Source organism: Ensifer sp. 22521 (assembly GCF_052044795.1).
Taxonomy (GTDB): Bacteria; Pseudomonadota; Alphaproteobacteria; order Rhizobiales; family Rhizobiaceae; genus Ensifer.
Genome location: NZ_JBQENM010000023.1, coordinates 19,405 through 40,799 on the forward strand (window position 1 = coordinate 19,405; position 21,395 = coordinate 40,799).

General features: G+C 60.7%; 23 protein-coding genes. 12 read left to right on the plus strand and 11 right to left on the minus strand.

All coding sequences use genetic code 11. The features are described from left to right. Positions 1-47 precede the first annotated feature (47 nt). From ACTJKE_RS27465 to ACTJKE_RS27475, 3 genes are read right to left on the minus strand one after another with little or no spacing between them, the layout of a single operon-like run. Entirely contained in the window at positions 48-1,274 is a 1,227-nt protein-coding gene (locus ACTJKE_RS27465) for an NAD(P)/FAD-dependent oxidoreductase (protein ID WP_440693043.1), read from the minus strand. A gap of 49 nt (positions 1,275-1,323) precedes the next feature. Next, positions 1,324-1,641 carry a MocE family 2Fe-2S type ferredoxin gene (locus ACTJKE_RS27470; RefSeq protein ID WP_440693045.1) on the minus strand — a complete coding sequence of 106 codons (318 nt, stop codon included), beginning with the start codon at positions 1,639-1,641 and terminating at the stop codon, positions 1,324-1,326. A 25-nt stretch (positions 1,642-1,666) separates the two neighbouring features. After that, a complete protein-coding gene (locus ACTJKE_RS27475) occupies positions 1,667-2,758 on the minus strand; it encodes a fatty acid desaturase family protein (protein ID WP_440693047.1) in 1,092 nt (363 codons plus the stop codon). Positions 2,759-2,921: 163 nt separating this feature from the next. Here ACTJKE_RS27475 and ACTJKE_RS27480 point away from each other — a divergent pair, with 163 nt between their 5' ends. The 5 genes from ACTJKE_RS27480 (at position 2,922) to ACTJKE_RS27500 (ending at position 8,870) form a co-directional block, all read left to right on the plus strand. Next, the gene (locus ACTJKE_RS27480; RefSeq protein WP_440693049.1) at positions 2,922-3,953 is read left to right on the plus strand and encodes a LacI family DNA-binding transcriptional regulator; all 1,032 of its coding nucleotides are present in this window, start codon (positions 2,922-2,924) and stop codon (positions 3,951-3,953) included. Positions 3,954-4,128: 175 nt separating this feature from the next. Further along, the gene (locus ACTJKE_RS27485) at positions 4,129-4,941 is read left to right on the plus strand and encodes a TIM barrel protein (RefSeq protein ID WP_440693051.1); all 813 of its coding nucleotides are present in this window, start codon (positions 4,129-4,131) and stop codon (positions 4,939-4,941) included. A 230-nt stretch (positions 4,942-5,171) separates the two neighbouring features. Next, complete coding sequence (locus ACTJKE_RS27490) at positions 5,172-6,101, plus strand: sugar ABC transporter substrate-binding protein (protein ID WP_440636338.1); 930 nt, start codon at positions 5,172-5,174, stop codon at positions 6,099-6,101. 167 nt (positions 6,102-6,268) lie between these two features. Next, the gene (locus tag ACTJKE_RS27495; RefSeq protein WP_440636340.1) at positions 6,269-7,810 is read left to right on the plus strand and encodes a sugar ABC transporter ATP-binding protein; all 1,542 of its coding nucleotides are present in this window, start codon (positions 6,269-6,271) and stop codon (positions 7,808-7,810) included. Positions 7,811-7,844: 34 nt separating this feature from the next. Then, positions 7,845-8,870 (plus strand): ABC transporter permease, encoded by a 1,026-nt coding sequence (locus tag ACTJKE_RS27500; protein ID WP_440693053.1) that lies wholly within the window; start codon positions 7,845-7,847, stop codon positions 8,868-8,870. Positions 8,871-9,331: 461 nt separating this feature from the next. Here the strand turns inward: ACTJKE_RS27500 and ACTJKE_RS27505 are convergent, their stop codons facing one another. Then, positions 9,332-10,711: a sensor histidine kinase gene (locus tag ACTJKE_RS27505; RefSeq protein WP_440693055.1), complete on the minus strand. Its 1,380-nt coding sequence runs from the start codon at positions 10,709-10,711 to the stop codon at positions 9,332-9,334. Next, positions 10,708-11,385, minus strand: coding sequence for a response regulator (locus tag ACTJKE_RS27510; RefSeq protein WP_057251404.1), 678 nt, complete (start codon positions 11,383-11,385; stop codon positions 10,708-10,710). Before ACTJKE_RS27510 ends, ACTJKE_RS27505 begins: the two co-directional genes overlap by 4 nt. Positions 11,386-11,462: 77 nt before the next feature. Between ACTJKE_RS27510 and ACTJKE_RS27515 the strand changes: the two genes are divergently transcribed. Continuing rightward, a complete protein-coding gene (locus ACTJKE_RS27515) occupies positions 11,463-12,530 on the plus strand; it encodes an ABC transporter substrate-binding protein (RefSeq protein ID WP_113398849.1) in 1,068 nt (355 codons plus the stop codon). Positions 12,531-12,572: 42 nt separating this feature from the next. On the opposite strand, the gene ACTJKE_RS27520 is transcribed toward ACTJKE_RS27515, so the two are convergent. Then, positions 12,573-13,022 carry a DUF1801 domain-containing protein gene (locus ACTJKE_RS27520; RefSeq protein ID WP_440693057.1) on the minus strand — a complete coding sequence of 150 codons (450 nt, stop codon included), beginning with the start codon at positions 13,020-13,022 and terminating at the stop codon, positions 12,573-12,575. Between the two features lie 69 nt (positions 13,023-13,091). Next, positions 13,092-13,514, minus strand: a complete 423-nt coding sequence (locus ACTJKE_RS27525) for a DUF1801 domain-containing protein (RefSeq protein ID WP_058323904.1) — start codon at positions 13,512-13,514, stop codon at positions 13,092-13,094. Positions 13,515-14,087: 573 nt separating this feature from the next. Between ACTJKE_RS27525 and ACTJKE_RS27530 the strand changes: the two genes are divergently transcribed. From ACTJKE_RS27530 to ACTJKE_RS27555, 6 genes are all read left to right on the plus strand, one after another. Then, the gene (locus tag ACTJKE_RS27530) at positions 14,088-15,032 is read left to right on the plus strand and encodes a Bug family tripartite tricarboxylate transporter substrate binding protein (RefSeq protein WP_058323905.1); all 945 of its coding nucleotides are present in this window, start codon (positions 14,088-14,090) and stop codon (positions 15,030-15,032) included. Further along, positions 15,029-15,520 (plus strand): tripartite tricarboxylate transporter TctB family protein, encoded by a 492-nt coding sequence (locus tag ACTJKE_RS27535; RefSeq protein ID WP_440693059.1) that lies wholly within the window; start codon positions 15,029-15,031, stop codon positions 15,518-15,520. Before ACTJKE_RS27530 ends, ACTJKE_RS27535 begins: the two co-directional genes overlap by 4 nt. A 14-nt stretch (positions 15,521-15,534) precedes the next feature. After that, complete coding sequence (locus ACTJKE_RS27540; RefSeq protein ID WP_058328681.1) at positions 15,535-17,052, plus strand: tripartite tricarboxylate transporter permease; 1,518 nt, start codon at positions 15,535-15,537, stop codon at positions 17,050-17,052. 159 nt (positions 17,053-17,211) lie between these two features. Next, positions 17,212-17,379: a hypothetical protein gene (locus tag ACTJKE_RS27545; RefSeq protein WP_089045897.1), complete on the plus strand. Its 168-nt coding sequence runs from the start codon at positions 17,212-17,214 to the stop codon at positions 17,377-17,379. Positions 17,380-17,597: 218 nt separating this feature from the next. Beyond that, entirely contained in the window at positions 17,598-17,756 is a 159-nt protein-coding gene (locus tag ACTJKE_RS27550; RefSeq protein WP_440693061.1) for a hypothetical protein, read from the plus strand. 220 nt (positions 17,757-17,976) lie between these two features. Further along, complete coding sequence (locus ACTJKE_RS27555; protein ID WP_139108282.1) at positions 17,977-18,144, plus strand: hypothetical protein; 168 nt, start codon at positions 17,977-17,979, stop codon at positions 18,142-18,144. A 180-nt stretch (positions 18,145-18,324) separates the two neighbouring features. Here the strand turns inward: ACTJKE_RS27555 and ACTJKE_RS27560 are convergent, their stop codons facing one another. From ACTJKE_RS27560 to ACTJKE_RS27575, 4 genes are all read right to left on the minus strand, one after another. Further along, complete coding sequence (locus tag ACTJKE_RS27560; RefSeq protein WP_440693064.1) at positions 18,325-18,771, minus strand: universal stress protein; 447 nt, start codon at positions 18,769-18,771, stop codon at positions 18,325-18,327. A 187-nt stretch (positions 18,772-18,958) separates the two neighbouring features. Continuing rightward, the gene (locus ACTJKE_RS27565) at positions 18,959-19,285 is read right to left on the minus strand and encodes a hypothetical protein (RefSeq protein WP_440693066.1); all 327 of its coding nucleotides are present in this window, start codon (positions 19,283-19,285) and stop codon (positions 18,959-18,961) included. Positions 19,286-19,691: 406 nt separating this feature from the next. Beyond that, a complete protein-coding gene (locus ACTJKE_RS27570) occupies positions 19,692-20,009 on the minus strand; it encodes a helix-turn-helix transcriptional regulator (protein ID WP_058328677.1) in 318 nt (105 codons plus the stop codon). A gap of 31 nt (positions 20,010-20,040) precedes the next feature. Beyond that, positions 20,041-21,363, minus strand: a complete 1,323-nt coding sequence (locus tag ACTJKE_RS27575) for a type II toxin-antitoxin system HipA family toxin (RefSeq protein WP_440693068.1) — start codon at positions 21,361-21,363, stop codon at positions 20,041-20,043. Between the last annotated feature and the right edge of the window lie 32 nt (positions 21,364-21,395).

Genomic DNA, 21,395 nt, shown 5'->3' on the forward strand with positions numbered 1-21,395 from the left:
GTCTCCGATATCAGTGAGCAAGTAAGGGGTAGCGACAAGCTCTCGCACTAGGCGGCAAGCAGGGCCCTGAGTTTGGTCTCCGGCGAGATGAGCGCCTGAGGGTCGGGCCGCTTTCCGGCCGCGATCAGCATTTCGGCCAGCCGGATATCGCGCGCGACGGCATTTCCCTGGCCGATGCCGGAAGCGGCAAGCAACCGCCCGGTGTCGTCGAGATGGAAAAGAATGAAGGCGCCGTCTGTGAGATCGCGCCGCACGGTCACAGTCGCTCCGTCTGCAAGTCCGGCAATCTGCAGCGTCAGGTCATATTGGTCGGACCAGAACCACGGCACGCTGGTGACCGTCTCACTCGCACCCAGCAGATTGCCGGCGACGAGTGTTCCTTGGTCCTGCGCATTGCGCCAAGCCTCAAGACGCACGCGGCGGTCGCCATAATGACAGAGCGGATAGGAGCAGCAATCGCCGGCCGCAAATATGTCGGCATCCGAAGTCCTGAGCGTCTCGTCGACGGCGATGCCGTTTTCCACCTGAAGGCCAGCGGCTTCTGCCAGTTCCGTGTTCGGCGATGCGCCGATGCCAACGACCAGGAAATCTGCATCGACCGATTGTCCGTTCGCAAGCAGGATACGCACGCCGTTCTCATCAGTATCGATGCGATCGATTTTCGTATCGCAGCGTATGTCGACCCCTTCCGTGCGGTGCCGATCTGCGACGACGGTCGCGATCTCAGCCGGCACGCCGCGCGAAAGGATGCGTGGCATCCCTTCGATCAAGACAACCTCTGCCCCGAGGGTGCGCGCCGTTGCCGCGAGCTCCAAGCCGATAAATCCACCACCGATGATGGCAAACCTCCGCCCGGGCAGAAGTTCGCGTCGGATTTCCTCGGCGTCGGAATGCGTTCTGAGAGTACGTACGCGCCGAAACGCATCATCGGTTCCGGGTATCGTTCGCGCTCGGGCGCCGGTCGTCAGCAATAGCCGGTCATAGGCGATGCTGCCGCCGTAGACGAGTTCCACGCGCTTGGCGACGCGATCAATGGCCTTGACGGGGGTGTCGGTCAGCACGTCGATTCTTGCGCTCGCATAGCGCTCGGCATCGGCGACATATTTCGGTTGAAGCTGATCCCTGAGGCCGTCCTTCGAAAGAGGCGGCCGTTCATAGGGAAGATGCGGCTCCGCACCGATCAACGTGATTGACCTGTCGTAGCCCCTCTCCCTCAGGGCAAAGGCGGCTCTCGCGCCGCATTCACCGGCACCAACAATGACGATTCCACCCATTTCAACCTCCCTGCCCGCTCTCGCTGAGTTCTTCGCGTTGAAGCCGCGATCAAGCGATCGCGATGAACACGCTTCCTGCCTCGACCTTCACCGGATAGGTCTTCAGGTTGACGCAGACCGGGGCGCCCTTGGCCTGGCCGGTCTTGTAGTTGAAGCGACCGTTGTGCTTCGGACATTCGATGATGTCGTCCATCACCAGGCCATCCGCCAGATGGATGTGCTCGTGCGTGCAAAGCCCGTCGGTCGCGAAATATTCGTCATCCGGGCTCCGGTAGACAGCGAAGGTGCGCCCTTCGTGGTCAAATCGGATGACGTCTTCTTCGTCGATTTCGTCCGCCGCGCAGACTTCGACCCAGCTTCCGCTCATGACTTCCTCCCATTCCTTTCGTTGGTTATTCGGCTGCATGCACGATCGCGTCGCTGTGAAACTCTTCCCGATAGGGCTTCGCCGTCGCCGGCAGTTCGCGCTTCAAGAAATAGTCCTCGTTGCGCAACTGCCGCAGGAAGGCCGGGATCATCTCGCGGTAGCCATGCAGCATCGACGGGTTCGGCTCCGGCAGATCGTGCTTGATCATTTCGTGCAGCTTCGGGAGCGCGTGGTAAGGCACCATCGGGAACATGTGGTGCTCCACATGGTAGTTCATGTTCCAATAGACGAAGCGGCTGACCGGGTTCATGTAGACCGTGCGGCTGTTCAGCCTATGGTCCGTGACGTTGTCGGCGAGGCCGCCATGCTGCAACAGCCCGGTCAGCACATGGTGCCAGGCACCGTAGAGCCGCGGCAGACCGATCAACATCAGCGGCAGGATCGAACCGAGGTAGAGCGAGAGCGCGATCGTTGCGGCGTAGATGGCAAACCAGATGCGGGCAACGAGGATCGCCTTCGGCTGTTCCATTTCCGGGATGAATGTCGCTTCCTCGGAACTGATGATGCCAAGCGTGTTGCGAACCATGTCGACCATTGCATGCCAGACATCGAGAATGCCGAAGAAGTTCAAGACCAGGCGCAAGAGATCCGGCGGCCGCATGACGGCGATCTCAGGATCGCGGCCGACAATGACCGTGTCTGTGTGGTGGCGGGTGTGGCTCCAACGCCAGGTGACGGGATTGCGCATGATCATGAAGCAGGCGATCTGGTAGACTGCGTTGTTCATCCACATCGTCTTGAACGCGGTGCCATGCCCGCATTCGTGCCAGCGACTATCGGAGGCCGAGCCGTAGAGAACGCCGTATGCGAGGAAGAACGGAGCGGCCCACCAGGTGCCCCAGAAGGTGATGCCGAGCCCACCGAAAAGAACGAGGCAACCGAGCCAGATCACGGTATCGCGGATCGCGGGTCCGTTCTCACGCTTCATCAGTTCCTTCATCTGCTTGCGCGGGATCTCCGTGTGATACCACTCCGCCGCTGAGAGGCCGTTGGCGACAGCCGCCTGGGCATCGCGCCCAACCAGACTGTAATCTCGCTTCGTTGGAACCATCGCCATTTGCTCTCCTCCCTGCGATCCGGCCAGTTTGACCAGGAGCGTCCGATGTCGTGCAATGACGATAGGTTGACTTTTGGTAGGCCTCAATGCAGCAATGATATATTCTCTCAAATGATGTCATCTTCTGCATATCATCTGTGATGCAAACCTATCAGGAGAAGCGATGAGCAACCGTCCGACCATTGCCGACCTCGCACGGACCGCCGGCGTCAGCGTCGCGACTGTCGATCGCGTTCTGAACGGACGGCATCCCGTGCGGGAGGAGACGGCGCGCCGGGTCTACGAGGCAGCCAAGTCTATCGGCTACCACGCAGTCGGCCTCATCCGGCAGCGCGTTTTCGAGGACCTGCCGCAGTACAGACTTGGCTTCGTGCTGCAGAAGCCGGACCAGTCCTTCTACAAGGCGGTTGCGAAGGAGATCGAAAACGCGGCGCTTTCGCTGTCAAACGCACGTGTTTTCGCCCAGGTCGACTTCGTAGCAAATTCGACACCAACGGCGATTACGGAAAAGCTTCGTGCGGCTGCGGCGCGAAACCAGGCGGTAGCGCTCGTCGCTCCTGATTATCCGGCGGTGACGGCCGCGATCGAGGAGTTGAAGGAACGCGGGATTCCGGTTTTCTCGCTGCTTTCGGACTTCGCGGCTGGCGTGCGTGAAGGTTATGTCGGGCTCAATAACCACAAGGTCGGCCGTACCGCGGCATGGATGATCGCCAAGGCAGCCAAACGCCCCGGCAAGGTCGCGGCCTTCGTCGGCAGCCATCGCTTCCTCGGCCACGAACTTCGGGAGATCGGGTTCCGCTCCTATTTTCGCGAGCATGCGCCGGATTTCGAAGTGCTTGATACCATGGTCAATCTCGATACGGCCGAGATCACGCACGAGGCGACATTGAACCTCCTGCAACGCCACCCGGATCTGATCGGCTTTTATGTCTGCGGAGGGGGCATGGAAGGTGCCATCTCGGCAATCCGCGAGGATAAGCTGGAAGGCAAGCTTATTGCCGTCGTCAACGAATTGACGCCGGAGTCCCGGGCGGCCCTCGGAGATGATGTCGTCACGCTGGCGATCTCAACCCCAACAGCGACGCTTGCGCGCGAAACGGTCAATCTGATGATCCAGGCGATCGACAAGGGCCCGACGGGTGCCCCAGGGCAGACCTTCCTGCCCTTCGATCTCTTCACGCCTGAAAATATCTAGCGAAGGATGATAGAATCCAATCATTGACGAAAGGCAATATTGCAGCAATGCAAGTCCTTTGCGTCACTCGCTCTTTGACTGTCCTCCAGCAGTTGGTGAAATGTCTGCGACGCTGTAAATGGAATGAACGTTCTATTTGCAAAGCGTGACCCGTCCCACTGGAGGAGACATTCCCGTGACAACCCTGCCCTTCGCCCTCAATCATATGACGACGCCCGGCCTTCCGCTCGGCGCCTTCTTCGAACTTGCCAAATCCCTCGGGATCTCCTCCGTCGAAATCCGCAACGACCTCTCGGGCAATGCCATCGTCGACGGCACGCCCGCAACGGACGTGGCGGCGCTTGCCAGTCGCAATGGCATTACAATTATCTCGATCAACGCTTTACAGCGCTTCAACGAATGGAATGCGGCGCGTCAAGCGGAGGCGGAAGAGCTTATCGCCTATGCGCGCGATTGCGGCGCCAAGGCCCTCGTGCTCGTCCCCGTCAATGACGGCACGGGCCAGGCGGACGGCGAGCGACAGGCAAACCTTCGTGAAGCGCTTGCCGCGCTGAAACCGATGCTTGAATCGGCCGGAATTGTGGGCCTTGTCGAGCCGCTGGGCTTCGAAATCTGCTCTCTGCGCTCGAAGAGGGAGGCTGTCGAGGGGATCAAGGCGGTCGGAGGAGAAAGTACCTTCCGACTGGTGCACGATACGTTCCATCACCACCTCGCGGGAGAACCCGCAACCTATCCCGAGATGACCGGGCTCGTGCATATTTCCGGCGTACCCGACGGTCGGGTCGCGGTTTCCGATCTGCGCGATTCACATCGCGTTCTGGTCGATCAGGACGACCTTCTCGACAATGTCGGCCAGATCCGGCGGCTGCGAGCCGAGGGCTATGCAGGGCCGTTTTCTTTCGAACCGTTTGCCGCCGAAGTTCACGCGGTCGCAGATCCGGCGGCTGCGATCAGGCAGAGTGTTGACCACATTCAAACCCGAATCTGATCCCCGCGGCCTGGCTGCGGGAAAACGATGGGAGCGCCGCAACAGGTCTTGACGGCGCCCCACAAAATGGAATACATATTCCGTACTCGCAATTTACTGGTTCGTTTATTCCGTTTTATCCGAAGGCGTAACGGGAGTGGCGCTTTCAATGTGAATGAGCGCAATCCGGCAAGGATTGCGCTCCCGGCAGGAGAAGGTGTCGCCGGGCACCATTGTGGAGGAGAGTGACAATGAAGAAATTCGTGCTGGGTACAGCGCTGGCCGTGATGATGTCGGCGGCCGCGCATGCCGAAACCATCGGCGTGTCGATGGCCCTTTTCGACGACAACTTCCTGACGGTCTTGCGCAACGGCATGTCCGATTACGCCAAGACGCTCGACGGCGTCGAACTGCAGATCGAGGACGCGCAGAATGACGTTTCGAAGCAGCAGAGCCAGATCCAGAACTTCATCGCAGCCGGCGTGACCGCCATCATCGTCAACCCGGTCGATACCGATGCGACGGCAGCCATGTCGAAGATTGCAGCCGACGCCGGCATTCCGCTCGTCTACGTCAACCGCGAGCCGGTCAACGTCGACACCCTGCCGGAAAAGCAGGCTTTCGTCGCGTCGAACGAACAGGAATCCGGCACGCTGCAGACGCAGGAAATCTGCAAGATGCTTGGCGGCAAGGGCAAGGCCGTCGTCATGATGGGCGAACTGTCCAACCAGGCCGCCCGTATGCGCACGAAGGACATTCACGACGTGCTTGCGACCGACCAATGCAAGGGTATCGAGATCGTCGAGGAGCAGACGGCCAACTGGTCGCGTACGCAAGGGTCGGACCTTCTGACGAACTGGCTCTCGGCCGGCGTTGAATTCGATGCCGTCATTTCGAACAACGACGAAATGGCGATCGGCGCCGTCCAGGCGCTGAAGGCCGCTGGCCGCTCGATGGACTCGGTCGTCATCGGTGGCATCGACGCGACGCAGGACGCACTCGCCGCAATGGCTGCGGGCGACCTCGACGTAACGGTGTTCCAGAACGCAGCCGGCCAAGGCCAGGGCTCGGTCGATGCCGCACTGAAGCTCGCCAAGGGCGAGGCCGTCGACAAGAAGGTCTATATTCCCTTCGAGCTGGTGACCAAGGAAAACCTCGACAAGTATCAGGCCAAGAACTGATCGCCTGCGGCGGGAGCGCAGAATCACCTGCGCTCCCGCTCAAATATGCAAGTCCCGCTGCGGATGTCTGCGTCCTTTTGGATGCGACCTGCGATTAAATGGGCTGGTCACCCACCAGCGACGAGGACTTTCCGCAACAGCCGGGAACGACGGGGGAGGCAAGGAACATGACGCTCAGTCCGACAACGATGGCAGCCGTGCGCGCCAGCGGCGCCGTGCCGAAGGCCGAATATCTTCTTTCGGCAGAAGGCATCCGCAAGGAATTCCCGGGCGTCGTCGCCCTTGACGACGTCGAGTTCAAGCTGAAGCGCGGCACGGTCCATGCGCTGATGGGTGAAAACGGCGCCGGCAAGTCGACGCTGATGAAGATTCTCGCCGGCATCTATACACCCGACAAGGGCGAAGTCAGGTTGAAGGGCGTCGACATCAGACTGAAATCGCCGCTCGACGCACTCGAAAACGGCATCGCGATGATCCATCAGGAACTGAACCTGATGCCGTTCATGACGGTGGCGGAAAACATCTGGATCCGCCGTGAACCGAAGAACCGCTTCGGCTTCGTCGACCATGGCGAGATGAACCGCATCACCGCCAGGCTGTTCGATCGCCTGAAGATCAAGATCGATCCGGAGATCGAGGTCCGCCATCTCTCCGTTGCGAACCGACAGATGGTCGAGATCGCCAAGGCGGTCTCCTATGAATCCGACGTGCTGATCATGGACGAACCGACTTCGGCGCTGACGGAGCGTGAGGTCGCTCACCTGTTCGAGATCATCCGCGACCTGCGCGAACAAGGGATCGGCATCGTCTACATCACCCACAAGATGAACGAGCTGTTCGAAATCGCCGACGAGTTCTCGGTGTTTCGCGACGGCAAATTTATAGGCACCCATGCCTCGAGCAACGTAACCCGCGACGACATCATCCGCATGATGGTTGGCCGCGAGATCACCCAGATGTTTCCGAAGGAGGAAGTGCCAATCGGCGATGTCGTCCTTTCGGTAAAGAACCTGACGCTCGACGGTGTCTTCCGCGATGTCTCCTTCGATGTCCGTGCCGGTGAGATCCTCGGCATTGCCGGCCTCGTCGGCTCCGGCCGCTCGAACGTCGCCGAGACGCTTTTCGGCGTGACGCCGGCAAGTTCCGGCACGATCTCGATCGACGGGAAAACCCTTTCGATCAATAGCCCGAACACCGCAATTAAGCACCGCATGGCATTCTTGACCGAGGACCGCAAGGACACCGGCTGTCTTCTGATCCTCGACATCCTCGAGAACATGCAGATCGCGGTGCTGCAGGATCGCTTCGTCAAGGGCGGCTTCGTCACCGAAAAACAGATTACCGCCGCCTGCGAAGAGATGAGCCGCAAGCTGCGCGTCAAGACGCCGAACCTGCAGGAGCGCATCGAGAACCTCTCCGGCGGCAACCAGCAGAAGGTGCTGATCGGCCGCTGGCTGCTCACCAATCCGCGCATCCTGATCCTCGACGAGCCGACACGCGGCATCGATGTCGGTGCCAAGGCGGAAATCCACCGCCTCGTCACCGAACTCGCGCGAAACGGCGTCGCCGTCATCATGATTTCTTCGGAAATGCCAGAGGTGCTCGGCATGAGCGACCGCATCATGGTCATGCACGAGGGCCGCGTCACCGGCTTCCTCGACAGGGCGGAAGCAACCCAGATCAAGGTCATGGAGCTCGCCGCAAGCTGAGCGGGAAGCGACCCGACGAAAGGGAGGAATGAAAATGGATACCAATGTCGCCGCACAGGGCGCGAGCACATCGCTTGCCGGCGCAAAGCGCCGCCTGCCCGCTGAATTCAACATCTTCCTCGTATTGATCGGCATTGCGCTGGTTTATGAGGTGCTGGGCTGGATTTTCGTCGGACAGAGCTTCCTGATGAACCCGCAGCGCCTGACGATCATGATCCTGCAGGTTTCGGTGATCGGCATCATCGCCGTCGGCGTGACCCAGGTCATCATTACAGGTGGCATCGACCTTTCCTCTGGCTCCGTCGTCGGCATGACGGCGATGATCTCGGCAAGCGTCGCCCAGGCATCCACCTGGCCCCGCGCTCTCTATCCGTCTTTGACCGACATGCCGGCGATCGTTCCGATCGGGCTTGGCGTTGGTATCGGCCTCCTCGCAGGCTTCATCAACGGCCAGCTCATAGCCCGGACCAAGATCCCGCCTTTCATCGCCACGCTCGGCATGATGGTGTCGGCACGCGGCATCTCCAAGTGGTACACCAAGGGTCAGCCGGTCTCGGGCCTCACCGAACAGTTCAACTTCATCGGCACCGGCATCTGGCCCGTCATCGTCTTCCTTGTCGTCGCGATCATCTTCCACATTGCGCTGCGCTACACGCGCTACGGCAAGTTTACCTATGCGATCGGCGCCAACGTCCAGGCGGCCCGCGTCTCGGGTATCAATGTCGAAGCGCACCTCATCAAGGTCTATGCCATTGCCGGCATGCTGGCTGGCCTCGCAGGCGTCGTCACCGCGGCCCGCGCCCAGACCGCTCAGGCAGGCATGGGTGTCATGTACGAACTGGACGCGATCGCCGCGACCGTCATCGGCGGCACGTCGCTCACCGGCGGCGTCGGTCGCATCACCGGCACGGTGATCGGCACGATTATCCTCGGCGTCATGACCTCGGGCTTCACCTTCCTTCGCGTCGACGCTTACTACCAGGAAATCGTCAAGGGCCTGATTATCGTCGCGGCCGTGGTGATCGACGTCTACCGACAGAAGAACCGCAAGAAAGCCTGATCCTCCAAAGAAGACTTCTCCTCCCAGTGAAGCCAACTGGCCGGGATGATGAAAATCATCCCGGCATTTTCTTTTTCGCCGGCAGGTATTTCGTCCACCTTATGCCGTTTTCCACATATGCTTGGCGCGCAGAGCTGCCCCGGCGCGAGCGCTCTGGCAAAATCTCCGCCAATGCACTATATGCCAGACGTCCAAAACTATCGGAGACTTATCATGTTGTCGCAGCGCAAGCTTGCGAGCCAGTTTCAGCCGCGTTTCGTTCTACAGCTTTGGAACGCGATGCTGCGGGTACAGACCCGCGAGACAGCTTCCCTCTTTGGCCACCGCGGCCGCTAAGCAAACAATCGAAAGTGTCGCAACCATTTTGGGCGTGTCGACCTGACGACCTGCAGATGGTTTTTGCTCATCCGGCCCGCAATCGCGGCACCGGACAGAGCCGGCCCGACAGAGCCGATCTGTGACTAGCCCGCTGGAAAGAGGATGGTCACCTTGAGGCCCCGGCCATCGGCCCCCTCGCGGAGACGGGTCGTCGCGCCGTAGAGTTCGGCAATCTCCTCGACGATCGGCAGACCAAGCCCCGAGCCCGGCGCTTCGCTGCCTCCGCGCTCGAAGCGGCGGAGCACCGATTCGCGCATTTCCGGCCGAATTCCCGGCCCGTTATCCTCCACCTCGAGCGACACTGAACCGCCTTCGGCGAGTACGCGCGTTGTCACCTCCGCACCCCGGCCGGCATAAAGCAGCGCGTTGCCGATCAGGTTCTTCAGCATCTCAGCCACCAGCAGCGGCTCGGCGCGAATGAAGGCTTCGCCCTCGCCGTCAAAGCCGAGGTCGATATCCGCTTCGCCTGCTGCGGGTACATGTTCTGCCGTGATCTCCCGCACGAGATCGACGAGATCGACGCGCCCCAGCATCCGCGCCTCGTTCTTGCCGGCCGCGTCGATTTTCGCCATCAGCAGCAATTGCCCCAGGATGCGTTCGGCATTGGCGACCGCTTCATCGGCCTTTTTCACCGCGCCATGCGTTTCCTCGATCGACCCTGCGCGCTGCGCCAGGGCGAGCTGGGTTCGAATAATCGCAAGCGGCGTGCGGAGTTGATGGCTGGCGTTGCCGGTGAAATTGCGTAGCGCATCGAGGGCCGACTGCAGGCGTCCCATGAAGGAATTGACGGTATCGACGAGCCCCTGGACTTCGTTCGGTACCCGTTCACCAATCGGATGCAGATCATCCGGATTACGCTCCGAAATCGCATCTCCGAGCCGGTAGAGCGGGCGCAGCGAAAACGTGACTGCGATCCAGACGATGACTGCAGCACCGGCGATCATCATGCCGAGGCGCAGCGCCGAGCGGAAGAGGATGGTCTGCGCCAGTTGCCGTCGCGCGATCGTCGTTTCGGCAACGGTCACGACAAAGGGTACCGAATTGATCCCGGTCGAGGCGGAACGGCGAAGCGCTGCGATGCGGATCGGTTCACCGCGGAAGGTCGAATCCGCAAAGGTCGTGGATGTCCCCGGCTCTTCCGCAAGCGACGGCAACGTCTGGTAACCCGTGATGAACTGGCCGGGCGGTCCGTCGACCCTGTAGAAAACGCGGTCCTGGGCCGCAGAGGTCAACATCTCCAGGGCAACATAGGGAATATCGACCTCGAGCGAGCCATCCTCCGCGACGACCACGCGCTCCGCGATCGCCAACGCGGAGCCGGCGAGCACGCGGTCGGAGACAACGTTGGCGGTCGTCACAGCCTCGCGGTAGGTGTCCATGAGCGCAATGACGCCGATGACGACCGTCGAGATCAGTAGCCAGCCAAGCAGGCGCCGGCGGAGGGAGTAGACCGCCGCCCTCATTCCGGCCCGGCCATCTTGTCAAGGTAGTAGCCGATGCCGCGGGCCGTGCGAACTGTGAGGCCATGCGGCGCCAGCCGCTTGCGCAGCCGACTGACATATTGCTCGATCGCGTTGGAGCTCAAATCATCGTCGAAGCCAGTCAGCGACTGCATGATCGCGTCCTTGGCAACCACCTTGCCGGCGCGCATGAACAGGAGTTCGAGAAGCCCGAGTTCGCGCGCCGGGATCTCGATCGGCACGCCGCCCGAGGAGAAGCTGCGCGTATTGAGATCGAGCGAAACATTGCCATAGCTCACAGTGGATGCCCTGAGCCCCGCCTGCCGGCGCAGCAACACGCGCACCCGCGCTTCAAGTTCGCCAACGTCGAACGGCTTGATCATATAATCGTCGGCGCCGAGATCGAGACCCTTGATCCGCTCCTCGGGCGCCCCCCGTGCCGTAAGGATCAGCACGGCCGCGCGGTTCTGCCGGGCACGCATCGCCCGCAAGACGTCGAGCCCGTCCATCTCCGGCAGGTTGAGATCGAGAATGACAAGATCGAAGGTTTCAGTTGCAGCAACCGCATGCGCCGACGCGCCATCACTGACAACGTCGACGGCGTAGCCACTGCCACGCAAAATGGCAGACAGGCCCTCGGCCAGGTCCTGGTTGTCCTCAACAAGCAAGATACGCAAATATCGTCACTCCCCGATCCACCTTATCCGGCAACACCTTGCTTGTGAACGGTGACACGCTGAGGCATTGTGGATTCATGCGGTTCTTGATTTCTCTTCTTTTTTTTGCACTTTGCCCCCGGCTGCTCCTTGCGGCGCCAATCATATTTCCAGCCCTTTCCGGCAACTCCGATGCGCGCACGCTGGTGGTTTATTCCTCGCTCGATGAGCCTCTCGCCAAGCCGATGATCATCGGCTTCCAGAGGGCCAATCCGGATGTCACTGTGCGCTACGAAGACATGCTGACCGGCGAGATCTACGACCGCATCATCAAGGAGACGGATGCCGGAATGAAGACGGCGGACTTCGCCTTTTCTTCCGCCATGGATCTGCAAGTCAAGCTCAGCAACGATGGCTATGCCCAGCGCAGCGACCTGCCGATGAGCGACCGCTGGCCCGCATGGGCAAACTGGCGCAACACGGCCTATGCGCTCACCTTCGAGCCGGCCGTCTTCGTCTATCATAAGCCGAGTTTCACGACGGAAAAACCACCGTCCACGCGTTCCGAATTCGTCGACTACCTGAAGCGCCAGGGCGCCAACGTCTTCGGCCGTATCGGGACCTACGACATCGAGCGCTCCGGCGTCGGCTTCCTCTTCATGGCACGTGACCAGGAGCAGTTCGGCGATATCTGGGATGTGATCCAGGCAATGGGTGCCGCTGGCGTCAAGCTCTACTCCACCAGCGAGGCCATCCTTGAGCGGGTGGCCGACGGGCGCTTCGTGCTCGGCTATAACATCCTTGGCTCCTATGCGGCGGACTGGGCAGCGCGGCATCCGGATGTCGGGATCATGCTGCCCAAGGACTACACGGTGGTGATGTCGCGAATTGGCCTCGTTCCCCAGGCTTCGGCCTCTCCGGACCTTGGACGCCGCTATCTCGAATTCTTCATGTCCAAGGAAGGACAGACGATCATGGCGCGCGAACTCCAGATCGCCGCCGTCAGCCCAGAGGTCGCCGGAGAAAATACCGCAAACACCATGCAGGAAATGTTGGGCGCTCAATTGCGCCCGGTTCCCGTCAGCCCCGGACTGATGGTCTATCTTGACCAGGTAAAGCGCTCGCGTCTGATTGCCAAATGGAACGAGGTCCTGCGGCTCCACTGAAATCAGGGGCGCGCCAATTCGGCGGCGCCCTGAACGGGGACTTCAGGTCTTCTTGCGGGATCGACCGCTACGCTCGGCTTGTACCGACTGGTTCAGATCCACGGCAGCGCGAATGAGGGCCTTCAAAGCGTCCTCGTCGATCTCTTGGCCTTCGTGGATATCGATCGCCCGCCGGGTATTGCCGTCGAGGCTTGAATTGAAGAGACCCGAGGGATCTTCCAGTGATGCGCCCTTGGCGAAGGTCATCTTGACCACCGCCTTGTAGGTTTCGCCTGTACAGATGATCCCCGCATGTTCCCAAACCGGAACGCCTCTCCATTTCCATTCCTCGACGACCTCGGGATCGACCTCTTTGATGAGCTTCCGAACCCGCCCAAGCATCTTTCCCCGCCAGTCGCCCAGTTCAGCTATCCTGGCATCCATCCGTTCGGAGGCAGGCGCTTCTCCCTCCACCGCATCAGTCTTCGTCATCTTTCCCGTTGCTTTCTTCATCCGATCATCTCCACGCAGGTATCACACATCACGCGGGGTGCGCTCTGCACGACGTCACTGACATTCCGCTCACATACGTTCGCCGGGCAATTGACTCGCTTGTTTTACCCAATCGCTGAATTGCGCCTCATCGATCTCTTCCTTCTCATGGATATGGAAATAGCGCGCATTCTCCATCTTGGATTCGACGGGTGGCGGCGGGCTGAGGGACGCGCCATTGAAGAACGCGACCTTGATGTATTTCGCAAAGCAATGGATGCCAAGGAACCATCCGTCGCCCTCCATGCCATAGAGCGGCGAATTCCACTTCACGGCCTTTTGTGCCTTCGGGACGGCGCGCATGATAAGCTGGTCGAGATGGCGCCCGACCGCATTCTTCCAGCCCGGCATGGCGGCGATATAGGCCTGCACCGGCGCATCGCCATAGCCCTTGGCGATCTGGGGATTGCCGCCTGAAAGCAATTTCGGCTGATCTGCAACCGCCTGTCCCATCTCCTCTTTTTCGCCTTCCTTTTTGACTGACACTCGCGTCCGCGTGGCGTTTCCCTTTGTTGGTCGCTTCGATGTCACATTGGCGATCTTGGAGTTGGCTGTCTTGGTCATTGCTCCATCCTTTCGAACAGGTCTCGGGGCGAACAGGTCTTCGGGGTGGCCGGCGCGACACTACCACAGCTTGCCGTCCTCGCGATATCGCTGCCATCATACGTGGAACCAGCACCTCGGCGCCGAGATTTCGATTCGCCCATTTCCCGGTGGATCAACCTCTCCGAACTCGGCCACCGAGGCTGACAGAGGCTATCTCCCTCGTTGGCGCGGCCAAGAAACTAAGATTTCGTAAACGTCACGCACCGAAAAGCGCATTCGGGACTTGATGTCAGCTAAATGTCAGCTTTCTATGTTGCCTTAGGGTCACTGGCACCCGTGGAGGCGGGTCGCCGGTTGCGCACTGGGAGGAAGCCACCAATCCGGTCAAGCGACAAGGGTCGAAAGTACCCGTCGCCGTCTTCCCGTTCGCACTGAGCAACAACGTGCGCGGTGAAAACGCGCCTCACGGAGGACTGACCTTTGAAACATTTTTTCCTCGCAACGATTCTCGCCGGCGCCATGTCGCTGCCGGCCTTTGCCGCTGATTACACCATCATCGCACCGGCAAACCCGGGCGGCGGCTGGGACCAGACGGCACGCTCGCTGCAGACGGTCATGCAGCAGGAAGGCATCTCCGGCAACGTTCAGGTTCAGAACGTGCCGGGCGCCGGCGGCACCATCGGCCTCGCGCAGTTCGCAAGCCAGCAGAAGGGCAATCCGAACGCCCTGATCGTCGGCGGCTATGTCATGGTCGGCGCGATCCTGACCAACAAATCGCCGGTCACCCTCAAGGACGTCACGCCGATTGCGCGCCTCACCGGCGAATACGAAGCGGTCGTCGTCCCGGCCTCGTCTGACATCAAGACGATGGGAGACCTAGTCGAAGCCCTGAAGAAGGATCCGGGCGCGGTCTCCTGGGCCGGCGGCTCGGCCGGCGGTACCGACCACATCGCCGTTGGCCTGATCGCCAAGGCTGCCGGTGTCGACCCGACCAAGATCAACTACATCGCCTATTCCGGTGGCGGTGAAGCGCTTGCCGCAATCCTTGGCAGCCAGGTGACGGCTGGTGTATCGGGCTACGGTGAATTCGAATCGCAGATCAAGGCCGGCACGCTCCGCCTGCTCGCCGTATCGGGCCCCGAGCGCATTGCGGGCGTCGACGCTCCGACACTCAAGGAATCGGGCCTCGACGTAGTCGTCGAAAACTGGCGGATGGTCGCAGCCGCTCCGGGACTGTCGGATGAGCAGAAGGCTGCCGTCTCGGCCGATATCGAGAAGCTTGCGAAGTCCGCCGGCTGGCAGGAAGTTCTGAAGACCAAGGGCTGGCAGGACAGCTATCTCGCCGGTGATGCCTTCAACGCCCAGCTCGAAAAGGACGTTGCGGCAACCGAAGGTGTTCTCAAGGACATTGGACTGGTGAAATGACCAAGGGGCATCACCCTTCAACCACAACGCGTCGCCCGGATTGGGCGGCGCTCTTCATCGCGGTGGCTCTCGCCGCTATCGCTGGCCTCATTTTTTGGGATGTGTCGCGCCTGGCAGGCGCTGCCGGCTACTCCCAAGTTGGACCGACGACGGTCCCTTACGCGATCGCCTGCTGTCTTCTGGCTCTCGCTATCTGGACGGGCTTCGAAGCGTTTCGCGGCGATTTTCCGGAGCGTGAACGCCAGGAGGTTGCTCCGGTCATCTGGATCGTTGGCGGCCTTGCTGCCCAGATGCTCCTGCTGAACGTCGCGGGCTTTTCGATCGCCACCGGCATTCTGTTCGCGCTGACCGCACGCGGTTTCGGCAAACGCAAGCTTTGGTTTTCTCTCCCCGTCGGCATCGTGCTCTGTTTCGTCGTCTGGGTGATTTTCGCCAAGCTCCTGCAACTGTCGCTGCCCGCGGGGCCGCTTGAACGCCTGTTCTTTTAAGAGGGCCGACGACCATGGCTACTTTTGATTTCCTGCTGCAGGGATTGCTGGTTGCTGCCCAGCCGATGAACCTGCTCTACGCGCTGATCGGCGTCACGCTCGGAACCGCCGTCGGCGTTCTGCCCGGCATCGGGCCCGCGCTGACCGTGGCTCTCCTCCTGCCCGTTACTTATCGACTTGATCCCGGTGGTTCGCTGATCATGTTCGCCGGCATCTACTATGGCGGCATGTATGGCGGCTCGACCACGTCGATCCTCTTGAACACGCCCGGCGAAAGCGCGTCGATCGTGACCGCGCTCGAGGGCAACAAGATGGCCCGCGCCGGACGCGGCGGCCCGGCGCTGGCGACAGCTGCGATCGGCTCATTCGTCGCCGGCCTCATCGCCACGCTCGGCCTCGCTTTCATCGCGCCCTATATCGTCAAGTTGGCCCTGGTCTTTGGTCCGCGCGAGTACTTCGCGCTGATGGTGCTGGCGTTCGTCACCGTTTCCTCCGCCTTCGGCGATTCCACCCTTCGTGGTTTGACCTCGCTGTTCGTCGGCCTCGCACTTGCCGTCATCGGCATCGACCAGCTGACCGGCCAGGCTCGCCTCTCCTTCGGCGTACCCGAACTGCTCGACGGCATCGAGGTGACGACGCTCGCGGTTGCCATGTTCGCCATCGGCGAAACCCTGTTCATTGCCGCGCAGGGCGACAAGGGCCCCGACAAAGTCGAGGCCGTTCGTGGCTCCGTCTGGATGAGCGCCAACGACTGGGCGCGTTCCTGGAAGCCCTGGCTGCGCGGTACCTTCATCGGCTTCCCGATCGGCGCAATGCCGGCTGGTGGCGCCGAGATCGGCACCTTCCTCTCCTATGCTGCAGAAAAGCGTCTGACGAAGCATCCGGAAGAGTTTGGCAATGGCGCAATCGAGGGCGTTGCAGGTCCCGAGGCCGCCAATAACGCCTCGGCCGCCGGTACGCTCGTTCCGCTGTTGACGCTTGGCCTGCCGACGACAGCAACAGCGGCAATCATGCTCGCCGGCTTCCAGCAATATGGCCTGCAGCCGGGCCCCCTGCTGTTTGCGACCAATCCGCAACTCGTCTGGGGCCTGATCGCCAGCTTGCTCATCGCCAACTTCATGTTGCTGGTCCTGAACCTGCCGTTGATCGGTCTTTGGGTGAAGCTGTTGACGATCCCGAAGCCGTGGCTCTATGCCGGCATCCTGCTGTTTGCGACGCTCGGCACCATCGGCGCCAATCCGTCGGTCTACGAACTCGGCATGCTGCTCGCTTTCGGCCTGCTCGGCTACGCCATGCGTGTCTTCGGATATCCGATCGCTCCGGTCGTCGTCGGCCTGATCCTCGGTCCGCTGGCCGAACAGCAGCTTCGCCGGGCGCTCGCCATCAGCCAGGGTGACTACAGCGTGCTGTTCACCTCGCCGATCGCGGCCGTGCTCCTCATCATTGCGGCAGCAGCCCTGATCGTACCCCTGATCCTGCGGGCACGTGGTCGTGGTGAAGTCCTTTCGCAGCTTGCGGCGAACGAAGACTAATAGCGCCTCCTCCCAAGGCCTATCCGCGGGCCCGGTCGATTTGACTACCGACCGGGCCTGCTTCATTTGCATGGCTGGCGTGCCGGATTGTGCATTGCAACATGACACGCCAACCCCCATCTTCTGCTCATCGATTAGAAAACGAAAGCGAGCAAGACGATGGCTACTACAACTTACCACAAGGGTTTCATCGGCCGTGCGTTCGCAGTTCTCGGCGCTGCTAGCGCTGCCGCCGCCGCTGTCGAAGGTCACCGCCGCCCGAAGGCAAGCGACCTGCGCACCCTCGGCATCGACCCGGCGAACTTCCCGGACACGCGCCGCGGCTAACGAATTCCAGCGTCTAGTAGGCGCCTTATCCTCCCAAGGATGAAAAACGGCTCGGGATCGGAAGATCGCCGGGCCGTTGTGCGTTTGTGGGGTAGAGCCTCGACGCGCAAAATCGGACTGCCCCTTTGCATGGCTGGAGTGTCCAATTGTGCATTGCAATAAGACCGGCCAGACCCCATCTTTTGCTCATCAAAGAGAAAACGAAAGCGAGCAAGACGATGGCAACTACAACTTACCACAAGGGTTTCATCGGCCGTGCGTTCGCAGTTCTCGGCGCTGCCGCCGCCGCTGTCGAAGGTCACCGCCGCCCGAAGGCAAGCGACCGGCGCACCCTCGGCATTGACCCGGCGAACTTCCCGGACACGCGCCGCGGCTAACAAAATTCCGGCGCCCAATGGGTGCCTTATCCTCCCAAGGATGAAAAACGGCTCGGGATCGGAAGATCGCCGGGCCGTTGTGCGTTTATGGGGTAGTGCCTCGACGCGAGCAACCGGACTGCTTTCCCTGCATGGCTGACGTGCCCAATTGTGCATTGCAGCAAGACCGGCCAGCCCCCATCTTTTTCTCATCAAAGAGAAAACGAAAGCGAGCAAGAAGATGGCTACCACAACTTACAACAAGGGTTTCATCGGCCGTGCGTTCGCAGTTCTCGGCGCTGCTAGCGCTGCCGCCGCCGCTGTCGAAGGTCACCGCCGCCCGAAGGCAAGCGACCTGCGCACCCTCGGCATCGACCCGGCAACCTTCCCGGACACGCGCCGCGGCTAATGAATTTCAACGCGCCTAAGGCGCGCCATATCCTCCCAAGAATAAACGGCTCGGGATCGGTAGATCGCCGGGCCGTTGCTATGTTGGAAAAGCGCGTCCCTACCTCATCGGGCTTCGGCGAACGCCTTCAACGCGTTGGCGGCGTACGCAGGACATAACGACGCGTCGCGCTACGTCGCCTCATTTCTTCGCGCGATAGATCAATACCGGTATCGTCGAATGAGCCAGCACCTTGGCAGCTACGCTGCCGAGCATCAGGCTTCCGACACCACCGCGACCATGCGACGCCATGATGATGAGATCGGCATCTTTGTGTGTCGCCTGGTCGATGATTGCGCGGTAGACCTCGTGGCTGCTGACCTGCTCCGTCTGGCACGCCACGCCCTCCGCCTCTGCCTTGCGCGCCAAAGAAGCGAGCATTTCCGCGGCATGCTTGCTGGCCAGCGTCTCGTATTCGTCGCGCGTGCCTGACAACTGCTCGGGATCGACCGAAAAGAGATGGAATGGTTCGGTAACGGCAAGGATGGTCACTCTTGCGCCGACGTCCTTCGCAAAGGTTATGCCTGCATCGACCGCGATTGTTGCCAAGGGCGAGCCGTCGGTGGGTATGAGAATATTGCGAAACATGGGATCCTCCTCTTCCAAGTTCTAGACATAACCTAGCGCCGGCGACGGCCTATTCCTTGATCCCGATCAACCTTCCGGACTTCAGCAGGGAGGCGACGAGTTTGCCTGAGGGATGCCTTGCCGGTTCCCACATTAAACGGCCGCGATCGCGAGATCGCCACGCAGGTTTCCGTTCTGGCGAGGCCGCTTAGCGGCGTTTGCCGAAACGGAAGAAGTCCCGCAGTCGCCGGCGCAGGATATCGGACCAGGGCACGTCGGCATTGATCGCCTCGTAGCCGGCTTGCGTCAGCGAGAACTCGACACGGCCGCCGTCTCCTTCTCTTCGGGTAATGTATTGCATGTTAAGGGCGCGAAAGACCGCCGCATGCAGTTCTCGTGGCCAATAGACTTCGTCGGCTGGCACCCGATAGGCACCGGCCTTGTAAAGCTCCTCAAGCACATTCCTTAAATCACTGGCCAGCATTGAATGTTTATCGGGCGCGGCGCGCGGTTTGGCAATGCGCGGAACACTCAACAGATAGGTCGAGGTTTCCAGCGAACGATCGCGCCGTCAGGACCCCTCGGTAGGGAGCAAATTATGTGAGGCAACGGTTGAGTATTCGGGAACAGTTTCGACGAGGCAATGCGCCGCGACGCGACATTTCGCTCGATCGAATGATGCGCATTGCTCCTCACATTGATCAATTTTCGCCTCGATCGCACACTCTGACGCACTTGCGTCAGTTGGCTGAGGATAGAGACCCGCGCTTTGTTCCTGTTTGGCCTGCGTGACAAACAACGCTACGTAGCGTAGTTCAATCTTTGGCAGCGAAGCGTCCACGGCCGCAGCCTATAGCGCGCTTGATGCCTGGACCGATGGCCGACACTACGGCTTCTGGTTCGAGGTGTTTCTCTAAAGCGCGGGCTCATGTAGCCCGCGGCTACATCCTTGGCGTCGGCCCTTTCAGGCCACCGCTCTCGGTCGCGCCCCGCGGAACAAAGCCCACGGAAAAGCCGAACAGGCTACCGATCCTCTGAAGCGTCTCGACAGTTGGATTAGCCTTCCCCGTCTCGATCTCCGCGACCTGCCTCTTGGTAATCCCGGTGAGCGTTGCGAATTGCTCTTGTGTCAATCCCAGCGATTTACGGATCTCGACCACCCCGTCCGGGAAGCGGAGCTCCCCGGACGCAGCCCTTTCACGAAGGCGGGTGCGGAGCACGCTGATCTCCTCCCTCGTCGGTTTCTTCCACCTCGGCATATCCGACTCCCCTCACCCTCGGCGCGGTCGTTCACCCGCGCGCGCCGATAACGCTCTTGGCAATGGCGGACGCGTTTTGCATCGCCCGGTCGATGACCTCCTGCGGAATCGCGAATTCATAAATACGTTCAACCACGCCGATCAGGCGCTCGCCAAAATCGGCCAGCTCATCCAGCAGCCTCTCTGCGGTCTCGGGACTTTCGGGAAAAACGGCTCGGCACACCTCAGCCCAGTCTGGCGCCGTGTCGCGATGCGTGTCCCGCATTGCCGCCCAACGTGTCGACCTCGAGATCCCCTCCACAGCGAGCCGCATCGGAGCGAAGTCGTATAGCGGGGCGATCGACACGCCACCCAGCGGCCCTTTCGAGATCGCGGTATTCCGACCGTGATTATCCGGATTTCCGAATGCCTGATTGGCGATGTCGCGCTTCACGTATTCGGCGATATCTCCGTATGGATCGGTCGAGTATTTCCGCAGGACATCGATATAGTCCTCATGGTTCGCCAGGTGTCCGTACGCCGCGACACCGATTGCAGATACCATGCTCTCTTGACCGTATCGAAGCATCGCTCCATCTGTGACCTCGCGGTCGAACCGGGGGATCATGAGAACGCCCTCGGCATATGTCGACGGCTCATGAACCTTGAGGCCGAGTTCACGGGCAATGACAGAGTATCCGGCCTCTGCTTCGAGGATCAATCGGTCACGCTCTTCACGGCTCCTGAGGAGCTTTACGATGACATGACGGACTGCCTCGTCGTCTTGAACGAACGCGTCAGCGTAGTAGAGGCCATCGTTAGCCATTGTCAGCGCGACCTTGGGCCATTCCCCCTGAAGTCCGCTCGAACCCGACGCGATCATTCCGAACCGATCCACGACTTCGATAAACCGTTCGGTTCTGCCGAGGATATCGTCTTCCGTAACTCCCGCTCGTTGTACCGCGGCCAAGCGCTCCCGCTCGGCGACAGCGGCTTCGCGGACGCGGATGTTTCCGATCGGATTGCCGGACGCACGCAGCAGCAACGGAACGTCCGACGCGCGATCGTCAACACCCAGCCGCATGTGTTCCGCCAGCTTCCGGCGCGCGTGGCCCTGGGGCATTAAGTCCAGTAGAAACGGCGGCCAGGTCGGGAGGTACCGGTTCTCCAAATCGACCGGATATCGGACGGAAAGCGCACGGGCGTCATGGACCTCTCCGGAGGCGTTGCGGTCTGCCGCGGCGAATGCAATGAAGTAGTCAAGGTCGTACTCGACGACAGAAGAACCGAGATGGCCCCTTTCTTCTTCGAGCAGAATGAGACGCGCACTCGACCGCCATTCTCCCTGCCAGAACGTCTCAATCGTCAAATCCACGTAATGGACCCCTATGCTGGGTTTTTAATAGC

Bases quoted from the DNA above. Each gene is read 5' to 3' on its own strand.
- ACTJKE_RS27520 (WP_440693057.1), bottom strand. From the start codon at position 13,022: ATGAAGAAAGCAACGGGAAAGATGACGAAGACTGATGCGGTGGAGGGA.
- ACTJKE_RS27495 (WP_440636340.1), top strand. From the start codon at position 6,269: ATGACGCTCAGTCCGACAACGATGGCAGCCGTGCGCGCCAGCGGCGCC.
- ACTJKE_RS27505 (WP_440693055.1), bottom strand. From the start codon at position 10,711: ATGAGGGCGGCGGTCTACTCCCTCCGCCGGCGCCTGCTTGGCTGGCTA.
- ACTJKE_RS27515 (WP_113398849.1), top strand. From the start codon at position 11,463: ATGCGGTTCTTGATTTCTCTTCTTTTTTTTGCACTTTGCCCCCGGCTG.
- ACTJKE_RS27560 (WP_440693064.1), bottom strand. From the start codon at position 18,771: ATGTTTCGCAATATTCTCATACCCACCGACGGCTCGCCCTTGGCAACA.
- ACTJKE_RS27535 (WP_440693059.1), top strand. From the start codon at position 15,029: ATGACCAAGGGGCATCACCCTTCAACCACAACGCGTCGCCCGGATTGG.
- ACTJKE_RS27465 (WP_440693043.1), bottom strand. From the start codon at position 1,274: ATGGGTGGAATCGTCATTGTTGGTGCCGGTGAATGCGGCGCGAGAGCC.
- ACTJKE_RS27480 (WP_440693049.1), top strand. From the start codon at position 2,922: ATGAGCAACCGTCCGACCATTGCCGACCTCGCACGGACCGCCGGCGTC.
- ACTJKE_RS27475 (WP_440693047.1), bottom strand. From the start codon at position 2,758: ATGGCGATGGTTCCAACGAAGCGAGATTACAGTCTGGTTGGGCGCGAT.
- ACTJKE_RS27545 (WP_089045897.1), top strand. From the start codon at position 17,212: ATGGCTACTACAACTTACCACAAGGGTTTCATCGGCCGTGCGTTCGCA.
- ACTJKE_RS27550 (WP_440693061.1), top strand. From the start codon at position 17,598: ATGGCAACTACAACTTACCACAAGGGTTTCATCGGCCGTGCGTTCGCA.
- ACTJKE_RS27470 (WP_440693045.1), bottom strand. From the start codon at position 1,641: ATGAGCGGAAGCTGGGTCGAAGTCTGCGCGGCGGACGAAATCGACGAA.
- ACTJKE_RS27500 (WP_440693053.1), top strand. From the start codon at position 7,845: ATGGATACCAATGTCGCCGCACAGGGCGCGAGCACATCGCTTGCCGGC.
- ACTJKE_RS27555 (WP_139108282.1), top strand. From the start codon at position 17,977: ATGGCTACCACAACTTACAACAAGGGTTTCATCGGCCGTGCGTTCGCA.
- ACTJKE_RS27525 (WP_058323904.1), bottom strand. From the start codon at position 13,514: ATGGGACAGGCGGTTGCAGATCAGCCGAAATTGCTTTCAGGCGGCAAT.
- ACTJKE_RS27570 (WP_058328677.1), bottom strand. From the start codon at position 20,009: ATGCCGAGGTGGAAGAAACCGACGAGGGAGGAGATCAGCGTGCTCCGC.
- ACTJKE_RS27540 (WP_058328681.1), top strand. From the start codon at position 15,535: ATGGCTACTTTTGATTTCCTGCTGCAGGGATTGCTGGTTGCTGCCCAG.
- ACTJKE_RS27490 (WP_440636338.1), top strand. From the start codon at position 5,172: ATGAAGAAATTCGTGCTGGGTACAGCGCTGGCCGTGATGATGTCGGCG.